General features: G+C 59.0%; 16 protein-coding genes. 10 read left to right on the top strand and 6 right to left on the bottom strand.

The window, feature by feature from the left end:
• Positions 1 to 402 precede the first annotated feature (402 nt).
• The 7 genes from M1D74_RS17560 (at position 403) to M1D74_RS17530 (ending at position 9,530) form a co-directional block, all read left to right on the top strand.
• The gene (locus M1D74_RS17560; RefSeq protein ID WP_458117250.1) at positions 403 to 1,254 is read left to right on the top strand and encodes a PaaX family transcriptional regulator; all 852 of its coding nucleotides are present in this window, start codon (positions 403 to 405) and stop codon (positions 1,252 to 1,254) included.
• 135 nt (positions 1,255 to 1,389) lie between these two features.
• Positions 1,390 to 2,988: an FAD-dependent monooxygenase gene (locus M1D74_RS17555; protein WP_458117249.1), complete on the top strand. Its 1,599-nt coding sequence runs from the start codon at positions 1,390 to 1,392 to the stop codon at positions 2,986 to 2,988.
• On the top strand, positions 2,981 to 5,020 hold the full coding sequence (locus M1D74_RS17550) for an acetate--CoA ligase family protein (protein WP_458117248.1): 2,040 nt from the start codon (positions 2,981 to 2,983) through the stop codon (positions 5,018 to 5,020). Before M1D74_RS17555 ends, M1D74_RS17550 begins: the two co-directional genes overlap by 8 nt.
• A complete protein-coding gene (locus M1D74_RS17545) occupies positions 5,020 to 6,699 on the top strand; it encodes a (2,3-dihydroxybenzoyl)adenylate synthase (RefSeq protein WP_458117247.1) in 1,680 nt (559 codons plus the stop codon). Before M1D74_RS17550 ends, M1D74_RS17545 begins: the two co-directional genes overlap by 1 nt.
• Before the next feature lie 85 nt (positions 6,700 to 6,784).
• Positions 6,785 to 7,882, top strand: coding sequence for a cupin domain-containing protein (locus M1D74_RS17540; RefSeq protein ID WP_458117246.1), 1,098 nt, complete (start codon positions 6,785 to 6,787; stop codon positions 7,880 to 7,882).
• Complete coding sequence (locus M1D74_RS17535; protein ID WP_458117245.1) at positions 7,882 to 8,718, top strand: fumarylacetoacetate hydrolase family protein; 837 nt, start codon at positions 7,882 to 7,884, stop codon at positions 8,716 to 8,718. The genes M1D74_RS17540 and M1D74_RS17535 overlap by 1 nt, the downstream gene beginning before the upstream one ends.
• A gap of 71 nt (positions 8,719 to 8,789) precedes the next feature.
• Complete coding sequence (locus M1D74_RS17530; protein ID WP_458117244.1) at positions 8,790 to 9,530, top strand: maleylpyruvate isomerase family mycothiol-dependent enzyme; 741 nt, start codon at positions 8,790 to 8,792, stop codon at positions 9,528 to 9,530.
• 57 nt (positions 9,531 to 9,587) lie between these two features.
• Here M1D74_RS17530 and M1D74_RS17525 read toward each other — a convergent pair whose 3' ends face one another.
• On the bottom strand, positions 9,588 to 11,231 hold the full coding sequence (locus M1D74_RS17525) for an amidohydrolase (protein WP_458117243.1): 1,644 nt from the start codon (positions 11,229 to 11,231) through the stop codon (positions 9,588 to 9,590).
• A gap of 86 nt (positions 11,232 to 11,317) precedes the next feature.
• Positions 11,318 to 11,818, bottom strand: coding sequence for a hypothetical protein (locus tag M1D74_RS17520; protein WP_458117242.1), 501 nt, complete (start codon positions 11,816 to 11,818; stop codon positions 11,318 to 11,320).
• A 133-nt stretch (positions 11,819 to 11,951) separates the two neighbouring features.
• Here M1D74_RS17520 and M1D74_RS17515 point away from each other — a divergent pair, with 133 nt between their 5' ends.
• Positions 11,952 to 12,860, top strand: a complete 909-nt coding sequence (locus M1D74_RS17515) for a PaaX family transcriptional regulator (RefSeq protein ID WP_458117241.1) — start codon at positions 11,952 to 11,954, stop codon at positions 12,858 to 12,860.
• A gap of 210 nt (positions 12,861 to 13,070) precedes the next feature.
• Entirely contained in the window at positions 13,071 to 15,020 is a 1,950-nt protein-coding gene (locus M1D74_RS17510; RefSeq protein ID WP_458117240.1) for a primary-amine oxidase, read from the top strand.
• A 185-nt stretch (positions 15,021 to 15,205) separates the two neighbouring features.
• Here M1D74_RS17510 and M1D74_RS17505 read toward each other — a convergent pair whose 3' ends face one another.
• The 3 genes from M1D74_RS17505 to M1D74_RS17495 all read right to left on the bottom strand — a co-directional run bounded on the left by M1D74_RS17505 (position 15,206) and on the right by M1D74_RS17495 (position 18,193).
• Positions 15,206 to 15,931, bottom strand: coding sequence for an alpha/beta hydrolase (locus tag M1D74_RS17505; RefSeq protein ID WP_458117239.1), 726 nt, complete (start codon positions 15,929 to 15,931; stop codon positions 15,206 to 15,208).
• Between the two features lie 43 nt (positions 15,932 to 15,974).
• Positions 15,975 to 16,721, bottom strand: a complete 747-nt coding sequence (locus M1D74_RS17500) for a cyclase family protein (RefSeq protein ID WP_458117238.1) — start codon at positions 16,719 to 16,721, stop codon at positions 15,975 to 15,977.
• A 62-nt stretch (positions 16,722 to 16,783) separates the two neighbouring features.
• Positions 16,784 to 18,193 (bottom strand): APC family permease, encoded by a 1,410-nt coding sequence (locus M1D74_RS17495; RefSeq protein WP_458117237.1) that lies wholly within the window; start codon positions 18,191 to 18,193, stop codon positions 16,784 to 16,786.
• Between the two features lie 840 nt (positions 18,194 to 19,033).
• Between M1D74_RS17495 and M1D74_RS17490 the strand changes: the two genes are divergently transcribed.
• Positions 19,034 to 20,485, top strand: coding sequence for an aldehyde dehydrogenase (locus tag M1D74_RS17490; RefSeq protein ID WP_458117236.1), 1,452 nt, complete (start codon positions 19,034 to 19,036; stop codon positions 20,483 to 20,485).
• Between the two features lie 169 nt (positions 20,486 to 20,654).
• Here M1D74_RS17490 and M1D74_RS17485 read toward each other — a convergent pair whose 3' ends face one another.
• Positions 20,655 to 22,445, bottom strand: coding sequence for a glycoside hydrolase family 35 protein (locus M1D74_RS17485; RefSeq protein ID WP_458117235.1), 1,791 nt, complete (start codon positions 22,443 to 22,445; stop codon positions 20,655 to 20,657).
• Positions 22,446 to 22,591: the final 146 nt, after the last annotated feature.

Below are 22,591 nucleotides of genomic sequence, written 5' to 3'. Positions count from 1 at the left end.
CAGTGTTCAACTCTGCAAGGAGCCGTTTGAGAAAGGCCGACTGGATTATGACGAGGGAGAAATAGATTCGTAGCCACCGTTTCGAGAAGCGAGTGTAGGACGTCAACACGCTCCCTGAACCGCTGGGATCAGAATGTGCAGCCGACGATGAGCATTTCGGTTCAGCGCACGCAACGAAGGATGTTCCTTGAGCACGAGGTTGTGCGAATAGTTCATCACTCGGTTAGCGTTACCAGGACCTGCATCGGCGTAACCTCCTACGTTGTTAACCAGGGTCTGAAGAAGTCTTTGACCATCGCTGCGCGTTCGACGCGCGCACGCTGAAGCGTTCCCCTGCCGTCCAACAGTGACAACCGGCAAGTAGTCGTGGCGATAGTGTTACTTCTGCCCAGGACGCAATGGTTGACCGGAAAGAAGGCGATGGCACCGACACCCCGCTCCCTTATTTTGGACCTATTCGGAGACTACTTCCGTTACTCGAATGGGGAGGTTCGCCTGGGCGCGCTTTCGCAATTGCTTAATATCTTCAATATCGAGGCCTCGAGTACCCGCGTAACGATGTCGAGGTTGAAGAAGGAAGGCTGGTTCTCGACTCGTCGGGAGGGCAGGGAAACCATCTACACGCTCTCCGAGAGCATGATGCAGGTCCTAGTGGACGGAAGAGAGCGCATCTTCCAGCGCGAGGATGACACATGGGGCGGACGTTGGACCATGGTCCTGTACCAAGTGCCGGAAGCCGCTCGCCCAACTCGTGATGCCTTGAGGAAGAACCTTGCTTGGCTTGGTTTCGGTCAATTATCTCCTTCCGTCTGGCTTGCAGCTCATGACCGGATGGCGCCAGCTCGCCAGCTGATTCAAAGACATCCGAAAGCAGAGATAACTGTCCTTTGGTCGGGAACGGAATCCATCACTGATGATCGGGGCTTGGCTGAGCAGTGCTGGGATTTGCAGGGCTTAGCCGAGGACTACGAGCGGTTCATCAGCAACTACCAGATGTTTGACGACCCGAAGCAGAACGCGGTGCGCCCTGGGCACGAGGCAGTCGAGCTTCGAACCCTCTTGGTCGGTGAAGCGCGGCGATTTGCCTTCCGAGACCCGGAACTTCCGAAAGAGCTTGAACCTGCCAACTGGCCGGGTCGCGAAGCCTACGCACTCTTCCGTCGGCTTCACGCACAGTTAGCTCCGCAAGCCATAGCTCACGTGGAAGCGGCAATGGGGACGCCGTTTGTCACATCGCCGCCGCTGGAAATGTAGCCGGCCACGCCTTACCGCAAGGAACCGGGGGACGCCCGCAGGAAAAATGCAACGAAGTATTGTTGGCAGACGTTTTTTTGTTACTCTTATGTGAGCGATAGATCACATCGGGACCATCCAAGAAAGCGATCCACCATGACGATCCGAGTTGCCTGCATCGGCGGAGGCCCGGGCGGCCTGTTCTTCTCTACCCTTCTGAAGCGACAGATGCCTGAAGCGGAGGTCGAGCTCTACGAGCGAAACCTTGCGACAGATGCCTTCGGGTTTGGTGTCGTTTTCTCCGACGCTACCCTCAACGCCATCAATGAAGCGGATCCCGTGCTGCGCAACGGTCTGAACGACTTTGGGAAGCACTGGGACACCATCGAGGTTCGGCTCAAGGGCCAGAGATTTCCCTTCTGCGGCAATGGAATGGCAGCAATTCACCGTCGCACACTCTTGCCGCTTCTGCAGGAACGGGCCGCTGAGGCCGGTGTCATCCTTCACTTTGGCCAAGAGGCTCCTTCGCTGCTTCAGTTGGGAGCAAGATACGACGTCATAGTGGGAGCTGACGGTGCAAATTCTCGAACGCGGGAGCAGCTCAGTGAACACCTTGGCCATACTGCCGATTCGGCTCAGGCGAAGTTCATCTGGTTCGGAACGACGCATCTATTCGATGGGCTGACCTTCATCCATCGGAAGAGTGAGTACGGCAACTTCGCAGCTCACGCGTATCCCATCAACGACGAACTAAGCACCTTCATTGTTGAGACTGACGAGGCCACTTGGCTGCGCGCCGGACTCGACGAGTTCGACGTGACTCAGCCGCCCGGACGCTCCGACGAGAAGACCCGGACCTTCCTCGAAGAGCTTTTTGCGATGGACATCGAAGGCGGCGAGATAGTTGCCAATAACTCACGATGGGGTACCTTCAGGACCCGCCGTACCACCACCTGGCATCATGGCAATGTCGTGTTTCTTGGTGATGCTGTCCATACCGCCCACTTCTCCGTGGGATCGGGCACCAAGATGGCGATGGAAGACGCCATTGTGCTTGCGCGGGAGATTGCCTCGCAGCCAGGAGACCTTTCCTCCGCATTCAGCTCCTACCAGGCCGAGCGGGAACCTCAGGTAGGCAAGATTCAGACCGCCGCGAGTGGTGGGCTCAGCTGGTGGGAGCACTTCGGGCGGTACTACGATGCATTTTCGCCCTCGCAGTTTGCCTTCCACTTCTTCTCTCGAAGCATCGGCATCGACAGGATTCTCAAGCGCGATCCCAGTCTTGTTGAGGCAACTCGCAATGAGTGGCGGACTGAGCATGGCTCTGAAGCCCTGCTCACGCCGCTGAATGTCGGTGGCGTGCAGTTCTCCACTCGCCAGCTCCACCTGGAGCACGACGACGACGGGGCACCGATTCGACTCATCGACGATAAGGGGACAAATGTGCCGATAGCCGCTGAACCCGGTTCGGTGCAATCGGCGATTCTTCTTGAAGCGCCTGGGGCCGAAGAGGGAGTGAAGGAGGTAGTGGCACGCGCGCCATTGAGTCATGCCGCAGCGGCCATCATCCGAGGCGGTACACCGCTCACCAGAACCCTAGTGTCGGAGGAAGTGCGTATCGGACTCGGCATTCCAGCCATCATCGTGGACAACGAAGATGAGGCGTTGACCGAAACGCTGGTGTTGTCCGGTCGGGCCGACGCTGTCGCAAGCCCCAAAATGGCTTCTATGCACGAGGAGGCCCTCCGTGGCTGATCTGGCATGCCTTTTCGAACCGTCTGGCGTCGTCGTTGTCGGGGCCTCGGCTACCCCCGGCAAGTTGGGCGCCGTGATGGCTGAATCTCTGACGGCCTATGGTCCGCAAGTGCATCTCGTCAACAGCCGCGGCGGGGACGGGCTGCACACTAGTATCGCCGCGGCGGCCGCTAGCGCTGAGTCGCCCATTGACCTGGCCGTGTTGTGTGTCCCCGCAGCAGCAACTGCACAGGTCCTACGCGACAGTGCGGTTCAAGGAGTTCGGGCCGCGCTGGTTTGTTCAGGCGGATTTGCTGAAGCGGGTGGTGTAGGTGACGAATACGATCGGCAGGTTCGCGAGGCCGTCGCCGACACAGGCATCCGGCTTTTGGGTCCGAACACTTCAGGGTTCTTTGTGCCACGCCGATCCTTGCGCGCTAGCTTCGTACCCGGAGTAGCCGAACTGGGGCCAGGTTCCGTTGCTGTGGTCGCGGCAAGCGGCGGCATCAATCATGTGTTGGCATTCCATCTGCAACGTGCAGGAGTGGGCGTCAGCTTGGGAATAGGGATCGGCGCAGGACTTGATATCACGGCTCCCGAGGTGCTGGACTATCTTGCCCATGACGAAGCGACGCGGGTCGTTGTCCTGCATCTGGAGACGGTATCGGACGGCCCGAGATTGCTTGAGTCGGTTCGCCAACTGAGTCTGCGCAAGCCTGTGGTTGCTCTGGTGGTCGGACGCTCTGATGTCTCGGAATTCGCTCAGTCGCATACGGGAGCGCTAGCTACTTCCTGGAAGACCACCCGTGCCGTTCTGCGTCAAGCTGGAGCGGTTGTGGTTGACGACGAGCTGCAGTTGATTGATGCAGCAACCGCCCTGTCGGGCCGTCGCAGCAGGCCTGCCGCCAAGGCCGCGGCGGGATTAGTGACAGGTCAGGCCGGCCCCGGCCTTCTCGTCGCCGATCACCTGGGCACCGCTGGTGTGGACTTACCACGGCTGGGCGAGGCTGCCCTCAACCGGATCGGAGAGGTGCTGCCCCCCCTGACCTTCCAAGCGAATCCGGTCGATACGGGACGTCCGGGCCCAGGATATGAAACGGTGCTTCAAGCGGTCGCCGCGGATGAAGCAATCGACATGGTGGGTGTTTACGGCATCACCGAACCTGTGATCTCTTTGCCGGAAGCAGTCACAGCTTCGGGTATTCTCGCCGAGCTACCTGTGCTAGTTGGTGTAGATGGGCCCGAGGGCGAAGTACGCGAAGCGGGGGAATCCGCCTTCAAAGCCGGCGTTCCCTTGCTGGTTGGGCCTTCCGCCCTCGCACGCGGCCTTTCCGCCCTGGCTGTTGATGCTAGATTGCAGTACCTCCGCGATGATGACGACGTTCATCAATCCCTCGGACGGAAGGTGGACGCCTCCGCAGTATGGCATGAGGCAAACGCAAAGGACTTGTTGGACGATCTAGGATTCACAACACCGCCGCGTCATGTTTGCACCACCCGCGATGAGGCGCGAGCCGCCTTTGAGGCTCTCGACGGCCCGGTCGTGGTGAAGCTGCTCGACTCCGAAGTGCTTCACAAGACCGACATCGGTGGAGTTCATCTTGGTGTTTCGAACGTAGAAGCTCTCGACGCCGCCATCAACGCGCTCGAGGCCATCGGTGCCCGCCAGTTCCTGGTCGAGGCAATGGCAAGCAAAGGGATCGACCTGGTACTCGGTGTACGGCGCGACCCGGTCTTCGGGCCGGTTGCCGTCCTTGGCCTGGGTGGAGTAGCAACCGAGGTATTCGCCGACTCCACGATCCGCTCACTGCCGGCGTCCCGTCGATCAGTAAGCGCCATGCCTGAAGAACTTGCAGCTAATGAACTCTTGCGCGGCTTCAGGGGTGGTCCAACCCTTGATACCAGCGCACTAGCGGAGCGAATCCTCCAACTCGGAGCCGTTCTTGAGGGCAACCCGCAGATCTCCGACATCGAGATCAACCCCCTACGGCTCACCGAGGACGGGCTGGTGGCTCTCGACGCGGTCATCATCACGAACAAGGAGAAGTGCTAATGCCGTCGCATACGTGTACTGGAACGGTCCCATGGCCGCGCGAACTGGCCGCAGAATTCCGGGCTAAAGGGTACTGGCAGGATCGCCCCCTGGGAGACTACCTTCACGACATCGCTGACCGCCTGCCGCTCAAAACAGCCTTGGTAGACGGAGAAACCCGTCTGACCTATGGCGAATTAGCGAACCGTATGGACGCCGCCGCAGAGCGTTTGCTCTCTCTGGGCCTCCGTCCCGACGATCGGGTGATGGTGCAGCTGCCGAACAGCTGGCAGTTCGTTGTCCTCACGTTGGCGTGCTTTCGCGCCGGAATCGTGCCCGTCATGGCGCTGCCCGCGCACCGCCGGCACGAGTTGACATTCCTGTCCGAGCTATCCGAATCTCGGGCAGTTATTGTTCCGGACATCATTAAGGACTTCGACCACCGCAAGCTGGCACGGGAAATCCAGGCTTCGGTCAGCACAATCGACTTCATCCTGGTCAGCGGCGAACCTGACACTGGTACAATAGCCCTCGACCCGCTGCTGGCGCCCGGATCGGACCCAGCCGGAGCTCGCCGGCGACTCGATGACGCCGCCCCCTCGCCGGACAGCCCGGCGTGCTTTCTTCTGTCCGGTGGTACCACTGGCCTGCCCAAATTGATCAATCGCACACACAACGACTATTCCTACAACATTCGTGCGTGCTCGGAGGTAGCGGACCTGCACGAGGACTCTGTTTATCTCGGCACGCTTCCTGCAAGTCATAACTTCGCGTTAGCCTGCCCCGGTATCCTCGGGGCGCTCTTTGTTGGCGGCCGAACGGTGATGTTGCCGAGTCCAGAACCGAAGCGTGCTTTCGAAGCGATGGTGCAGGAGGGAGTGACCGTAGCAGCGGCTGTTCCCGCCGTTGCACAGAGATGGGTTGAATTCCAGCAGGAAAGCCACCCAAGGCATCAACTTAAGCTACGTGTACTGCAGGTCGGAGGATCGCGCCTTCCCGATGAGATAGCGAGAAAGGTACATCCGGTCCTTGGGGCCACCCTGCAACAGGTGTTCGGCATGGCCGAAGGTCTCATCAACATGACCCGCCTAGACGACCCCGACGAAGTCATCTGTACCACCCAAGGGCGCCCCGTGTCGGACGGGGACGAAATCCGCGTGGTTGATGAAGCAGGCAGAGACGTACCAGATGGCGAGCCAGGCGCGATCTTGACGCGCGGTCCCTATACGCCTCGCGGGTACTACCGCGCAGCGGAAGCTAATGCTCGAGCCTTTTCGGAGGGCGGCTGGTATGCCAGTGGAGACATAGTCGTGCGTCGGCCCGACGGCAATCTAACAGTGCACGGACGCGATAAGGACATGATCAATCGAGGCGGCGAGAAGATCAGCGCAGAGGAGATTGAGAGCCTGGTCTATCGAATTTCCGACGTAACTATGGCCGCCGCTGTCGCCATGCCGGATCCGGTGCTGGGTGAGCGGTTGTGCCTCTACATCACGACCAAACCAGGGAGCAACGTGACCTTGGACCAGATACGCGAGTCCATCCAGTCGGCAGGTGTCGCAGCATTCAAAATTCCCGAGCGCCTCGTCGTTGTGAGTGAGCTGCCGACCACCAAAGTCGGAAAGATAGACAAGAAGGAGCTGCGCGCCGATATCAGCGCCCGACTTCAGTCCGAATTCTCAGCGGGCCAGCATCTCTGACTCCCACCCGATCATCTGAACGCAATTGCCCTGTCAAACCAGAGTCTCCAATGCAAGACCATTGATGGAGAAAGGACCACCCCTCATGAGCGAAAACCAGATGCTCGCTGCCGAGCCAACACCAGAGGAAGCCGCGGCCCTTGAGCAGCTGTATCGCGACTTCCACCGTGAAAATCTGATTCCCCTGTGGACCGAGATCGGTGATCTCATGCCAATGCACCCGAGTCCCTCGGCCTTACCGCACGTCTGGCGCTGGAATGCTCTGCTTCCCATGGCTGAGCGAGCGGGGGAGCTTGTGCCAGTCGGCCGGGGTGGTGAACGCCGCGCCATAGCCCTGGCCAATCCAGGTCTCGGCGGTCGGCCCTACGCAACTCCCACGCTATGGGCCGCTATCCAATATCTTGGCGGGCACGAGACCGCGCCCGAACATCGGCACTCCCAGAACGCGTTTCGGTTCGTGGTGGAGGGCGAGGGGGTGTGGACCGTCGTGAACGGCGATCCTGTCCGGATGTCCCGCGGCGACTTCCTGCTGACTCCTGGGTGGAACTTCCACGGGCACCACAACGAGACCGACAAGCCGATGGCCTGGATTGACGGGCTTGATATCCCGTTTGTGCACTACACCGACACTGCGTTCTTCGAATTCGGCACAGAAAGGGTGACGGACGAATCGACGCCCGATATTTCCCGGTCGGAGCGCCTGTGGGCCAATCCAGGCCTACGCCCGCTCTCTGGCCTGGATGCAACAGTAAGTTCGCCAATTGGGGCCTATCGATGGGAACACACCGACCGCGCCCTCCACGCCCAACTCGAGTTGGAGGACGAAGGTCACCCAGCCACGGTTCATCAGGGCCACGCCGCTGTGCGATACATCAACCCCACAACAGGCGGAGACGTGATGCCTACTATTCGTGCTCAGTTCCATCGCCTACGTGCCGGCACGCACACCCCAGTGACCCGCGAAGTCGGGTCAAGTGTCTATCAGGTGTTTGAGGGCCGTGGGGGGATCGTCATCAACGGAGATACCCACGAAGTGGAAAAGGGCGATCTTGTCGTCGTTCCCTCCTGGGCGGCATTCAGCCTGCAAGCAGAAACACAGTTTGATTTGTTCGAATTCGGCGATCAGCCCATCATCGAACGACTCAACTTCAACCGAACGTTCATTGAAGGGAAGAGTAAGTAATGAGACTGGCGACCTTGCGCACGCCAAAAGGTACAGTAGCTGCCCGCCTGGACGGCAATACCTACACACAGATCACAGGCTTTTCGGACGTCGGTCAGCTGCTTGCTCATCCGGACTGGCGTTCCATTGCCGCCGAGGCCGATGGGCCAACCCGCAAAGATGACGAGTCAGACCTGGCGCCGGTTGTTATCAACCCGTCGAAGATAGTGTGTGTCGGGCTGAACTACCGGACCCACATCCTGGAGATGGGCAGGGAACTGCCGGAATACCCGACGCTGTTCTCGAAATATGCGGAGACACTCATTGGTGCTGGCGACAACATCGAGCTGCCGGCCGAAGATGCAGCTATCGACTGGGAAGCGGAACTAGCGGTGATTATTGGGAAGTCGGGCCGCCGCATCCCCGAATCCGACGCGGCAGATTACATCGCCGGTTTTTCCATTTGCAACGATGTTTCGATGCGCTCCTGGCAGTTCCGCACCAAGGAGTGGCTCCAGGGGAAGAACTGGGAACACTCTACGCCGCTGGGACCGTCGTTAGTGACATCCGATGAGTGGCAGCCGGGCGGCACTATCCGGACTGTCGTCGATGGCGAGATTATGCAAGAGGCATCAACGGCTGACCTTGTGCACGGGCCGGAGTTCCTCGTCTCCTATATCTCCACCATGATCACCCTCAACCCCGGCGACGTCATCATCACGGGCACTCCCGGCGGCGTCGGTCACGCCCGAAATCCTCAGCGGTACCTCACCGAGGGGCAAACGGTTGAAACCAGCATCGATGGGATTGGCACGCTGCAGAACCGTGCCGTGGCCGCCGTAGGTGTGGAGGCCTGATTGTTTACGTCAGCCTCGCGGTGGACCAGCTCGCCTGGTTTCCAACTTACCTAACCCTCTAGGAGTACCGAATGGTAGCGCGCCATGACCTGACAACGGATGCAGGGTTGAAGGAGAGCTTGCTGACGGCCCGCCGCGGCACCGCTTTCTTCGGCCGCAAACTCAAAGAACTCACTAACGCTGAATTGTACGAGCCGTCGCTCATGCCGGGTTGGACGCGTGCTCACGTCGCCGCGCACATCGGTTACAACGCCCGCGCCATCGCCCGGCTGATTGACTGGGCCAACACCGGTAACGAAACGCCCATGTATGAGTCGCCCGAGGCGCGTGAGCATGAGATTGATTTTGGTGCGACCCTCCCGCCTGATGCACTTCGACACCTCTACGAGCATTCAGCGGTACACCTCAACGTCGAATGGCGTGACACGCCGGATCGTTCATGGAAGAACACTGTCAGGACAGCCCAAGGCCGTGAGGTTCCTGCTTCCGAAACGGTGTGGTTGCGCACACGGGAAGTATGGGTTCACGCGGTGGACCTAGACAACGGAGCGGGTTTCGCCGACATCCCGATCGGCGTGTTGGAGCGAATGCTGAGGGACATCACCGCAGTCTGGAGGACGCGTGACGCGGATACGGGCTTGGTTCTGAAAGTCTCCGGATCGCCGTCCATCACCGAGATTGGCGACACGGCAGCGGTGAATCCGAAGATTGTTTCTGGTGCGTTGCCTGAGTTGGTTGCCTGGGCTGCCGGCCGCCCTGCACATGGGCTCGTCTTCACGGGTGGTGAACACCCGGCGCCCCGCTGGATCTGACCCGTGGAAACGGAGGGTGCCTGTCCTCGTTGCTACGAGGACAGGCACCCTCCGTTCTCATTGCGCTAGCGGTGCCAGGTCTCTCTCGTGAACAAGTTCACCGTCGACGTAGGTACGATCCACAGCCATCTCCTTCAACTCATGGATCGGGCAGGTAACAGGGTCTCTGTCGAGTACGAGGAGGTTGGCGCGTTTCCCGACCTCGATGCTTCCTTCCTCACTACCGCGACCAGAGGCTATTGCAGGGTTGATCGTATAGGCGCGCAGGGCCTCTGCTGCTGTTACGGCTTCGTCGGCATCTATGGAAATACCCGTGTAGTGCTCGCGGGACACCGCTCCCCACATGATTTCGGCCGGGGAAACAACGCCGCAGGGATAGTCTGAAGCGAAGCTCACCCGGACACCGGCGTCGAGCAAGCTGCGCGCTGGTATCACGCGCAGATGATCTTGTCCTTCTCCGCGCCAGTGCGAGAACACGTCTCCCCAGGTGTATGTGAGACCGGGGTTAACAACCACGTCCATCCCGAGCTCAGCCATGCGGTGAGCCTGCCGAGGCTCGGCAACGAAAGCGTGTTCGAGTCGAAGAACCGGGCTATCGCCGGCCTGCCTACGGACGGCTTCGTAGGCGTCCATCACCATGTCGACCGCACAGTTACCCATACCGTGAATGGCGAGATTTATGCCCAGCTCTCCAGCCTGCAGGGCCAGACCATACACCTCCTGCGCACTGTAAAAGTTGGTACCTACGTGCTTGCTGCACCCGTCGTGGACTTGATGGATTGCAGGACCATCGGGGAAAGCCCGGTCGGCAAAGATCTTCATGGTTCCGCCTCTTAGCATGCTGCTTTCATCTCTACGAAGGCGGTCGATCAGATTTGAGTTCTGCAAATCCTGTTTGGAAAAAAAGTGATCGCCACCGTGGAGTTGCTGCAAGGTCAGTGGCAGCCGGCCAGTCGCATCGGCGCGAGCGTAGAGCTCGGCAGCGTTCGTGGTCACGCAGGCGTCCCCAATGCCGGTCAGCCCGAGAGCCAGGAACTGTCTGGCCTTGGCCTCCAGAAGGTCGACAGCTCGGTCCCAGTCTCGGTAGGCGTAAGCCTCCCACGATGCGGACTGCAGCAGATTGGTGGCTGCCTCGAATAGGGTGCCGGTGGGCACGCCTTTGAGATCGCGCTCGATCTGGCCGCCCCAAGGATCAGGCACACATTCGTTTATTCCGACCGCGCTGAGTGCGGCACTGTTGGCGAAGCCAGCGTGACAGCTGGCATCTATGAGGAAGAAGGGGTTGTTGGGTGACACTTCGTCCAACTCGTACCGCGTTGGATTGCGCTGTTCTCTGACTTTCGATTCATGAAATCCATAGCCGCGCACCCACTGGCCGGGTGGTAGGCCCTTGCAGTGCGCCTCAATAGTGCGAAGAACATCGTCGAGAGTGGTCAATGGTGGAGTTGTGCAATCCACCGAATCGGGCTCGAAGGCGGCTAGGCTCATGTGGTTATGGGCATCGATGAAGCCGGGAACAACTGTGCGACCGACGGCATCAAGCACTTCCGCGCCCTGTGAAGCGGATGCCCGGACGGCTTCCTCGGTCCCCACTGCGCCGATTCTGCCACCGCTGAGCAGCACTGCATTATGAACAGAATCCTGCCCGTCGACCGTTCGGATAACGGCGTTCTTTATTATCAAATCGCGGGTTTGAGCCATAGTGAATCTATCTCCTTGATGGTTAGTGCCAGGTCGGTTATTCAAGTAGGACCATCCGCCATGGATGGTGCGATGTAGTCCCGCAGCTAGGCCAGCGCCGACGGGGCCATCAAAAGGACGGAAAATCCCATGAGCGCGGCCTCAAAGCGCTGGCTCCTATAGGTGGCTCGACGTCCGAGAGCGAACCAGAGGCTTGCGGCAGCAAACCCTCCCGCAGCGACTACCGGCAGCAATTCCAAGACACCGCCTGAGTGCTCGGCGTGGGCAGAGGGCGGCAGCCCATCATGATGAGAGCCGGAAACGAGCAGTAGGCCAGCCATGAGAATTGCGCCGATACTACGGTGTGATGTCATGGCATTGTGCGGCACGTCCAGGCTGTCACAGCCAACTGTGGAGCGGTGTACGGCAGCCGCAGCAAGGGCGGAAAAAAGCAGGATCAGCGCCCACACGATTGACGGCAAAAGATTCGGCCCAATCATGCCGTCAACCATTGCTACAACCATGATCAGCGCAGCGGCAATCTCGAAGGCGGAGGCGCGGGGTTTGAGCGCCATCGTGCAGCCGGCAGCAGCTGCTGCCGAGCTCACACACGCTATATGGATTGCATCCACGATGGTTCCGATCAGTCTTCGGCCACACTCGGGCCTCGGGGCATGGATCGCCGGTAAGGCATTCGGTGGGGGCCAGTGGCTCGGGGTGTATTGTCCGATAAAATACAACTTGACGACGGGCGTCAATAGTTTGAGTCAAGATTTCTGTGCCGCGATCGCTGCGCGGGAACTTATGGAAGGGCAGTCATTGAAACCACGCGGAGTAGTCATCGATCTCTTCGGCGATTATCTGCGGTACCGCGGAGGAAAGGCTCGGCTACGAGATCTGATCGCCTTGCTCGAAGTGTTTGACGTCGGTGACAGCACTGCTCGGGTTACCCTCTCGCGCCTGCGGAAGGAGGGCTGGTTCACCGCCGAACCGGATCCTGACGGTAGGGGGGTCATCTATTCGCTGACGGAAAAAAGCTGGCGAATTCTCGATGAAGGTAGAGAACGCATCTTCAACCACCTAACGGGAAGTTGGGCGGGAGTCTGGCATGTGGTCATCTACTACGTACCGGAGGCCGAGCGTGCCCTTCGTGAACAGTTGCGCAGGGAACTATCCTGGCAGGGATTTGGGTCTCTTGCCGCTTCCACTTGGATAAGTCCGCATGACCGGGCATCCAAGGTGGAGGAGCAATTTGCGCATTTGGCTGCTGTTCGCCTGGATATCCTGCAAGCGCAGTCCAAGGGGTTGACGTATGACCGAGATATGGCCCAGCGGTGCTGGGACCTCGAGACCCTGAATCGCTCCTATGGTGAGTTCCTGGCCAGATATCGACGTCAGATGCCTCGCTACCGCTCTGGGCGGGTGCCGCCGCCCGAAGCCCTCCTGGAGCGGACTGGACTCATCCAAAATTATCGGAAATTTCCCTTCCGAGATCCGGATCTGCCTACTGACCTATTGCCTGCACGATGGATGGGCCACGAAGCTCATGAACTCTTTCTCGAGGCACGTGCAGCGTTGCAGGACAGTGCCGAAGCCTGTGTGCAGAATCATCTCAGTGAGTTGAGCACCTTCGGTTCCCAGTCGATGTGATGAAACGAAGTCGGTCACATAGTGATTCATTACTGATACGGTCGCCGAGATATTGACTCATGTGAGGTGGGTAACTAGGGTTAAACTGCGAGTTTGTCAGAGAGCGCGACTGGTACCCGGACTACTGCCGGGGGACTCTCACCAGTGGGTGGGCGAAGGACTTGCTCGGCTACCCAGGTCAAAGACCAGCAACAAGGAAGGCATCAACTCATGAGTGTTACTACTTCTCAAACCCAGACGACCACGCATCCACTGGATCCACTGAGCACGGCAGAGATTGAGAACGCCTCGGCCATTTTCCGTGACAGTGACGAGCCGCTCCCGAATGCCCGTTTCATCAGCATCGAACGCCAGGAGCCCACAAAGGAAGAGCTGCAAGCCTTTGAGGAAGGTTCACTCCTTCACCGGCGTGGTTTCATCGTTCTTCGAGATTTGAAGGCTGCGAAGACCTATGAGGCAGTAGTCTCGCTTACTGAGGGCAAAGTGCTTTCGCTCAAGCATATTCCCGATGCGCAACCGGGGTTGCTGGCCGAAGACGTGGAAACGGTTGAGCGACTGGTGCGGGCCGATGAGCGCTGGCAGGCGGCCATGCGCAAACGCGGGGTGACCAACTTCGAGCATGTCATGCTTGAACCATGGCCGTGCGCTTACCTCACCGAAGAGGATGCACCATCCCGTCGGCTGAATCGCCCCCTGACTTATGTTCGCGACTCTGAGGATGAGAATGGGTATGCGCACCCTGTAGACAATCTCACTGTCCTGGTGGATCTAGACCGCGGTGAGGTTCTCGAGGTAACCGACCATGGCGTCGTGGATATTCCGAAGCATCCCGGTGATTACACGCCCGAAGGTATTCAGAATCCGGAGAACATTCCGCATTTTGATGGGCTCCGGACAGATCTAAAACCGATTGAAATTACGCAGCCAGAGGGACCGAGCTTCGAGGTGGACGGCTACGAGGTGCGGTGGCAAAAGTGGCGGTTCCGTGTAGGCTTCACCCCTCGCGAGGGCCTAGTTCTTCACACCGTGGGTTATGAGGACCGAGGACGTCTGCGGTCCGTCGCCCATAGGTTGTCGATCTCCGAGATGGTCGTTCCCTACGCAGACACTGCACCCACCCAGGTGCGCAAGAGCGTCTTTGACGGTGGCGAGGACGGGCTTGGGAAGAATGCGAACAGCCTGACCCTCGGATGCGATTGCCTTGGCGAAATCTACTACTTCGACGTGGCGCTGAGCGATAACGACGGCAACGGCCAAACGGTCAAGAATGCCATTTGCATGCACGAAGAAGACTTCGGAGTTGCATGGAAGCATACCGACCTCCGTAGCGGCAAGAGCGTCGTCCGGCGTGCGCGCCGACTGGTGGTTTCGCAGTTCATGACGTTGGCAAACTACGATTACGGCTTCTTCTGGTACTTCTACCAGGACGGATCGATTCAGTGCGAGGTCAAGCTCACCGGCATCATGTCTATGGGTGCGTACGGTGAGGGCGAGACACCCCGTCACGGGTCCAAAATCGCTCCTGGCCTATACGCGCCGCATCACCAGCACTTCTTCAATGCGCGTCTTGACATGGCCGTCGACGGTCCACGCAACACTGTCGTCGAGGTGGATAGCCATCCGGTGCCGTCGGGACCGGACAACCTGTACGGCAACGCTTGGACCACTCAGGTCACTCCAATTACACGGGAGTCGGAGGCCAAGCGGGATTTGGACCTCCGACGCGCGCGTTACTGGAAAATCATCAACGAGGACGAGCTAAACCGCGTCGGTGATCCTGTCGGATACAAAATCGCTCCTGGCGAGAACGCGATCCATATGTTCCAGGAGGACGCCCCTGCTTTCAAGCGGGCCGGCTTTGCGGCGCACCACCTTTGGGTGACCCAGTACGAGCCGAGCGAGCGCTTCGCTGCGGGTGATTACCCCTACCAGAGCCCCGGTGGTGAGGGGCTTCCCAAATGGGTGGAACAGGACCGTCCCCTTCGTAACGAAGACGTAGTGATCTGGTACACCTTTGGGCACCACCATGTTACGCGTCCCGAGGACTGGCCGGTCATGCCGGTCCATCACATGGGTTTTCATCTGAAGCCTACAGGCTTCTTCGACGGAAACCCGGCCCTTGACTTGCCGGAGTCGACCCCCGCCTGCCACTCGAAATAAGGACTCACTGAAAGCTGTGTTCCGGAGAATCCGGAACACAGCTTTCGTGTATCCGTGGGGTTGAACTGCAACTGGCTACATACCTGTTCCCCAATCGGTTTCCGACTCGGCCCCAGCAAAGCCTTCGCCCCCTTCTCCGATCGTGAGAAGGGGGCGAACAAGGCTGAGCCCAACAGTGGACCTCGTCATGAAGATAATGCCAAGAGTGCCTCTGCGAACTCACGCGGGTGGGTGAAGGTAGGGCTAAAGTCGAATGGCAAGCGAATTGGCTCCTGGTCCAGCCGTATGGCCTGCCCTGTGTCCCACCACTCAGGTCCGGGCTCGAGTGAACGATCGAGTTCGGAGATGAGGTAGGTTGTTTGAACTTCCGGTAGCTGTGCTTCGCCGGCGGGCAGCGCCTCGGTGAACAGGTTCAACGGGTGAGGGCGGAGAAGGTCGTATGTCAGCCGGGCAGTGTCGTCACTAGCGGTGTGAAGGAAATTTTCCCGCCAGCGTTTCCAAGGCACCTTAACAGCCGCCCCGCCATTCAGTTGTGCCCTCTCCAACAACATCCGCGCGTCGGGCACGGGAATTGTATCTAGGAAGGATTTGCCCTCCCTAGGAATGAAACCACACCAGTGAACCAGGTGCTTCAGTCGGGCGTTGATCCGATTTACCGCAGCTGTGGCAGGGAACGAGCTCCAGTCCTGCGCTACAACGATGGTGCTTTCAGGCCGCTCTGCGGACAGGATCGCAGTGACCGCTTCGATGACCGATTCGAGGTGTGCGTCGTTGGGGTCATCGCCCACGTTCAGCCCAGGAAGCGTTGGCGCAATGACTCGGTGCCCGGCTTCGCTTAGGAAGTCGGGCACCGAACCCCAGGCCCACGCCCCGCGCCACGCGCCGTGCAGTAGGACGTAAGTATTAGTCAATTTCCACTCTTTCAGTTGTCCGCTGGGCGGTTCTGCTCAGCCGTTAGGCGATAAGAACGACACGAATAGGGGATCCTGTGCCATCTGCAATCTTCAAAGGCAACGCAGCGAAGAGGCCCTGCGCAGGAGCTTGTCCGAGTCCCTCCAAACCCTCAATGATGAGGATCCCGCGGGGAAGGAAGTACGTGTCATGTCCTGGCAGGGTGAGAATCTGGCCGTCCTTCGTGGAGCATTCTGCTCCTGCAGTGTCCGACGCCACGGCGGTTATACCGCGGTCAGCTAGGTATGAACATGCTTCTGCGGTGATGCCCGGCTCGTTGCTGCCCCACCAGCCTTCAGGCTTGCCCGCAGCCATTCCCGGCCGATACTGATCCCAGCCGTACTCCAGAATTGCGATGTCTCCCGGTTCAAGATCGAAACCCTCACGTTGCTCACACTCGCGGAGTTCTTCGAGGGTCACGAGCTGGCCGGGCTCAGGCTGCAGGTGAGAAAAGTCGTACTTCTTGTATGGCTTCAGAAATAGGGCGTCTACATCCACTTGAGCCATCGTCTTTCCGGCCTGATCAAAGTGAAGCGGCGCATCCACATGGGACCCGCTGTGTTCTGACATCACCAGAACGTTCGATGCGGAATGAGCTTTCTCGGGTTCATACCGAGCATCTGGGCGAACCTCAGGGGCTGGGTGGACCAGAAACATTGGTGTGTCGGGCCCGAGGACGGGAGAAACATCGTAGATGTTGTGACCAGTCAGCTCGTGAGCGAGTTCGAAAATGTTCTTGACCGCTTTCATTGATACTCCTGTTGCGCTTGGGTGGTTAGTTGCAGGACTGTGAGCATGTCTGACCAATGCGCTCATCCTTCTGAGGTGACCGGAAGCGCGCGATGCGGAAGCATTACCCCGAGCACGAAGATCAAGACAAGGAGGGCGCTGAGTACTCCGGCGAGTGCCCAGGATCCGCCGATGAGAAGCGGGAGGTTGGCAAGGGTCATGCCAAGCAGCCAGGCCAGGCCCAGTCCACCAAGAAGCGGTGCGACAATGCCATGCCAGGCGTTGACCCGTCTGTTGCGTCGGAAGAAGGCGACTATAGCGATGCAGGTCAGCAACATCAGGGTGAGTAGGCCGACCGCACCAATCCCGACGAACCAGGTAAAGATCTCGAGGATGGGATCCATGCCGAAGAGTGCACACACTCCGAGGAGGACAAAGCCCAGGAGGCTGGTGGTGGTGGAAGCGACGTGCGGCGAACCATGGCGGCTATGCGAGTGGTTCAGGGGGCCGGGAAGTGAGGTGCGTCCAAGGTCGAAGAGATAGCGCGATATGACATTGTGGAACGACAGGATGGCCGCGAAGAGACTAGTTGTTAGCAGTACCAGAACAATGTCTCCGGCTACAGAACCTAGGTAGGTCACCACGGTGGCGATAACCATCGAATCGGGGGCAGTGGAAGCCTCTGCTACAGCGCCTCCATCGCCCCAAGCCGAGATGATAGCCCAGGACGAAATTGCGTAGAAGGCGCCGACTAGCATCAGTGCGCCATAGGTCGCCCGCGGGATCGTGCGTTCTGGATTACGTGCTTCGTCCCGAAAGATAACCGCCGCTTCAAATCCGAAGTAACCGTTGACGGCGAAAATCAAGGCAATCCCTGGGGCTCCCTCGAAGAAGGCCCCGGGTGTCATCCATGTCGTCGAGAGTCCTTCGGGGCCGCCACCTCGTGCGATGACCACGATATCGAGGACCAACACCACCACTACTTCAGCTATCAACAGGAGCCCAAGGATTTTGCCGGAGAGTTCGATGTTTCGGTATCCGAGGAACGCTGTTAGTGCAAGTAGGGCGAGGGAGTAGGTCCACCATTGGAGGTCTGGTCCACCGTAACTGGCCACAAGGCCGGCCACTGTCGGTCCAGCGAAGCCGAGGATGGCCAGCTGAATCGTGGAGTAGGAAGCCACTGCAAGAAGCGCTGCCCCTGTGCCGACTCTCTTACCGATGCCAGCGCCGATGTAGGAGGCGAACGCACCTGCGTCAGGGATAGAACGGGACATTGCAGTGAATCCAACAGCGAAAGCGAGCAGGATTATCGTGCATATGAGATAAGCCGCTGGGTAGCTTGCGCCATTGCCGTTCGCTATTCCCAATGGAACGGTGCCAGCCACCACCGTCAGGGGAGCGGCAGCCGCGACTACCATGAAAATAATTGCGCCCACGCCCAATCGGCCGGACAGACGGTGCTGTGATGGTGCTAAAGAGGCAGAGGTGACCATGGTGCTCCCTTGATGCATTCCCTCCAGATGTGCTGGAGCGCGAATGGCGGACGAGTTATTGGGGATGCAGCGATCGGTATGGGAACGACGGTTGTCAACACACGGCGATGGGCTGCTGGTAGCTGGGCCATCAGTAGTGGCGAAGCGTCAATGCAGGTCGTTCGAAAAGGTTATAGCAACAGTTTCTCGGTGTCTACGAATTTTTCGTTACATGTTTCGCTGCAAGAACGAAGTTCGTTCCATACGGCGGGCACCCACCCGCTAACCGCTGCAGTAGGTCCATATATCTGCTGCGGCCAGTGGTGCTTACTCTCCAGCCTGGCCCGTGCGCTGGTCCGCGAGCTTGCAGAGGCCGACTCACAGACAACCTTTGAAAAACGTACAGATGGCGATGCTGGTGAGGTCTTTCCGGGACGCCAAAGGTAGCGGGCGCCCCCCAGGCCTCAACAGATCCACATGAAAAAGGGACTGTGCTCGTCGCAGCGGCTGATCTTATGAAAGCCGGCCGCCCTGGTTGTACTGGCAACCGCACGGATGCGCCTGTGCACTGTGAGGTCGTTCCGGGTGAAGCCTCGCGAGGTTCGGCTTGCGCTGGACTTGCGCTGTCCGCCTTGGGCTGGACAGATTGATATAGGAGCGAGCCCCGCGGAGCGGCTCAGGTCCCCACGCTCCATGTGCAACGTATTCGTTGACGCACAACTCAATTGTGTTACATTGGATGTGGGTCAGATCACACCCATTCCTCATCAGAGTCATAGCCAACAACGACGGACAAGCCACCTAGAGCCCAAGGCTGTGCTCTAAGAAGACCTCTACCGCCCGGTTCTCTAAGGAGCTCCATTGCAAACACAACTTGTCATCGACAACCAGTCCCGAAGTGGTCGTGAAGGTAAGGTAGTCCAGCGCCACGACCCCATAACCGGGGATCTGGTGACCGAAGCTGCAGCTGCCACTGTGGAAGACGCGCTTGACGCGGTCGAGTCCGCGTCCAAAGCCTTTAGCACCTGGTCCACATCCGGACCCAGCGAACGCCGCGCAGTCATGCTCAAGGCCGCCGACATCATAGAGCGTAGGGGCGCGGAGTTCATCGAGACGATGATGTCCGAGGTTGGCGCCGCACAACTTTGGGCGGGCTTCAACGTGTTCCTTACGGCTCAACTCTTCCGCGAGGCAGCGGGACTCGCAACGCAAATCCAAGGTGAGACGATTCCGACGGATAAGCCGGGCACGCTTTCCATGACTGTAAGGCAGCCGGCAGGGGTTGTCCTTAGCATGGCACCATGGAACGGAGCTGGCGTGCTGGCGGCTCGGGCTATCGCATATCCAATCGTGTGCGGCAACACCGTCGTATTCAGGGCCTCCGAGACCAGTCCCAAGACCCATGCCATCATTGCGGATGTGATGCACGAGGCCGGTCTCCCGGCCGGAGTCCTGAACTTCCTCACAAGTACCCCTGAGGACTCCGACCAGGTGGTCGAAGCAATCATCGCTCACCCGGCAGTTCGCCGCGTCAACTTCACTGGATCAACACCAGTGGGCCGTATCATCGCGGAGAAGGCAGCACGGTATCTGAAGCCTGCACTCCTCGAACTCGGCGGCAAGGCGCCTTTCGTTGTCCTTGATGACGCCGACATCGATGGTGCAGTGAACGCAGCAGTCTTTGGCTCTTTCTTGTATCAAGGCCAGATCTGCATGTCCACCGAAAGGTTCGTCGTCGATGAAAGCGTTGCTGACGAGTTCGTCTCGAAATTCTCGGCGAGGGCGGCAGAGCTGACAGCAGGGAATCCCCTGACCGACCCGACCTGTGTGGTCGGCCCCATGGTCCGTGAGGAATCCGGGGCGCGCATCAACGGACTCATCGATGATGCACTCGATAAAGGTGCAGAACTGGTCGTTGGTGAGCGGGCAAACGGCGCGTCAATGCCAGCAACCATCATCGATAAGGTTCGTCCTGAAATGGCAATCTATGATCAGGAGACCTTCGGGCCGATAACAACCATCGTCCGGGTTTCTGGACTAGAAGAAGCGGTGCAGGTCGCGAACGATACAGAGTACGGACTAGCGGCAGCAGTCTTTGGTGCCGACAGCTCACGTGCGCTGCAGGTCGCTATGCGCATTCAGGCTGGGCATGTCCATGTAAACGGGGCGACAGTCCAGAACGACGCTCAGGCGCCGTACGGAGGAACCAAGAACAGTGGGTACGGACGCTTCGACGGCCGGGCAGTGATCAACGAGTTCACCGAACTCAAGTGGATAACCATCGAACCATCGAACCAGCCGTATCCGTTCTGACCCATAGATCCACTGGATCAACGCATAGGCCCACCGGAGATCACGCTCTCCGGTGGGCCTATGCCTGTCTGTGGCGGGATGCTGGAGGACATGGCGATCCGGTGTCGTCATCATCAGTGAGAAATGGCACGCAGTTTGGATTTGTGCTCGGCCATCTGTCGACGGTGACCTATGGCTCGGTATGACCGAGATTCGCTGTGGGGACCATATGGACTTGGGTCGCTCCGGTCGGCTGTTCCTCGAGTAAGAGAAGCTCGTTGTCTCCACCGCGGGTAACTGGCCGCGGCACGTAGAGTGTGTGCTGCGGCCCCCTCCGCCAGAAGCGCCCCAGATGATATCCGTTTATCCATGCTGTTCCCTTCCCCCAGAGCGCAAAATCAAGAAACAGATCATGCGGGTGTGTCAGGTTGAAATGCCCCCGTTGCAGAGTGGGACCCAGAGGGATGGGACTCTCCCTTGTAGCAGGCGGTTCGTCAAACATGAGATCGAAGCGAACGGGTTGGATCTCCCACCCTGTGATTGTGCGCCCGTCGATTAGTATGGGCCCTATAAGGCCCTTCGCTTCCCCGAGGCGTGGCCCGTAATTCACTCGCCCCATGTCCTCGACTAGAAACTCCAGGCATCGGGTTCCTGCTGGAACCACCAGTGTCTTGTCATGCAGTTCTCTAGCCAGCACCCCTATGCAATCGCCATCGGCGATCACCCGGGCCCGGTCCCGCACTTCTGTCACGGTAAGTAGCACCTCGGGACCACCCGGTAGCGTGGTGCGATATCTCAAGTAGCCCCGGTAATGGCCAATGTCATCGGCAGATGGGCATTCCTCGTACCGCTCCCAGGTAGAGGTTCTGTCTGCGTACGAGGAGAGAGACTCGGCTGGTTTCATCTCGATGACCCCGCTGGGGCGAACTTTCTTCGGTGTGGGCAGTTCATCTGGGACCGAGGCCCACTTTGCGATGACTGCGCGGAAGGCATGGTACTTAGCCGTGGGGTCGCCAGCTTCGTCCAAGGGGGCGTCGTAGTCATACGAGGTGACGGTCGGTTTGTAGACGCCTTTGTCGTTGGCGCCGTTGGTGAAGCCCGCGTTTGTGCCACCATGGAACATATAGATGTTCACTGACGCGCCATGGCTAAGTAGCACGTCGAGTTCCGTGGCGCTTGCTTCAGGTGACGTCGTGTGGTGGTGTGATCCCCAATTATCGAACCAGCCGTTCCAGAATTCCCCGCACATCAACGGTCCCGTTGGTTGGTGCTCTCGCAGGACAGCGAGACGTTCCGCAGCCCTCGATCCAAAGCTCGCCGTCTTATGTAGGTCGGGGAGGCTCCCGCGTGCAAGATCCGTAGGCTGGTCCACGGTCAGAAGAGGAACGTCTATGCCGTGCTGCCGGGTGAGACGTACAAGGTTGCGAAGGTACTCGGGGTCATACCCGAACGCCCCGAACTCATTCTCGATTTGCATAGCTATGACAGGCCCACCCCGACCTATTTGAGCTTGAGCGACGATCGGGAGGATGCACGCGAAGTACTGTTCTACCGCCGCAAGATAGCGAGGTTCGTTGCGGCGGATTCCTACTTCCGGGTTCTTGAACAACCATGCTGGAAGACCCCCATTGTCCCATTCAGCACATATGAAGGGCCCAGGCCGGACGATGGCTCGCATGCCGGCCGCATGGATGAGTTCGAGGTAACGCGCGAGATCAAGTTGTCCGCTGGTGTCGAACACTTGCTCCGACGGAGCATGCTGGTTCCAGGCAATGTAGGTCTCGATCGTGTTGAGCCCCATGAGACGGGCCTTTTCGAGCCGGTCTTCCCAGTCTCCCGGGTGGACTCGGAAGTAATGCATGGCACCTGCGATTATGGTGAAGGGTTCGCCATTGAGAAGGAATGATTCTTCGCCGATTTCAAAGGTTGCACCAGTATGGCTAGCGCTCGGAAGAGTGCGGCGTAGTTCTGCAGGTTTCACCGGTTGACCTCCGGGTCAGTCTCGTTGGAGCTGGTAACAAGTTCGGTGATCCTTCCCGGGCTGCCTCGTCGAGGGTGCCAGTCCGCTTGGTGGTGGCGAACTCGACGTCGAACGGGGAGAGATCATGAAGGACAAATTGCACTCAC

It is taken from the genome of Arthrobacter sp. D2-10 (assembly GCF_054161285.1).
This window is presented reverse-complemented; position numbering and strand designations above follow the sequence as displayed.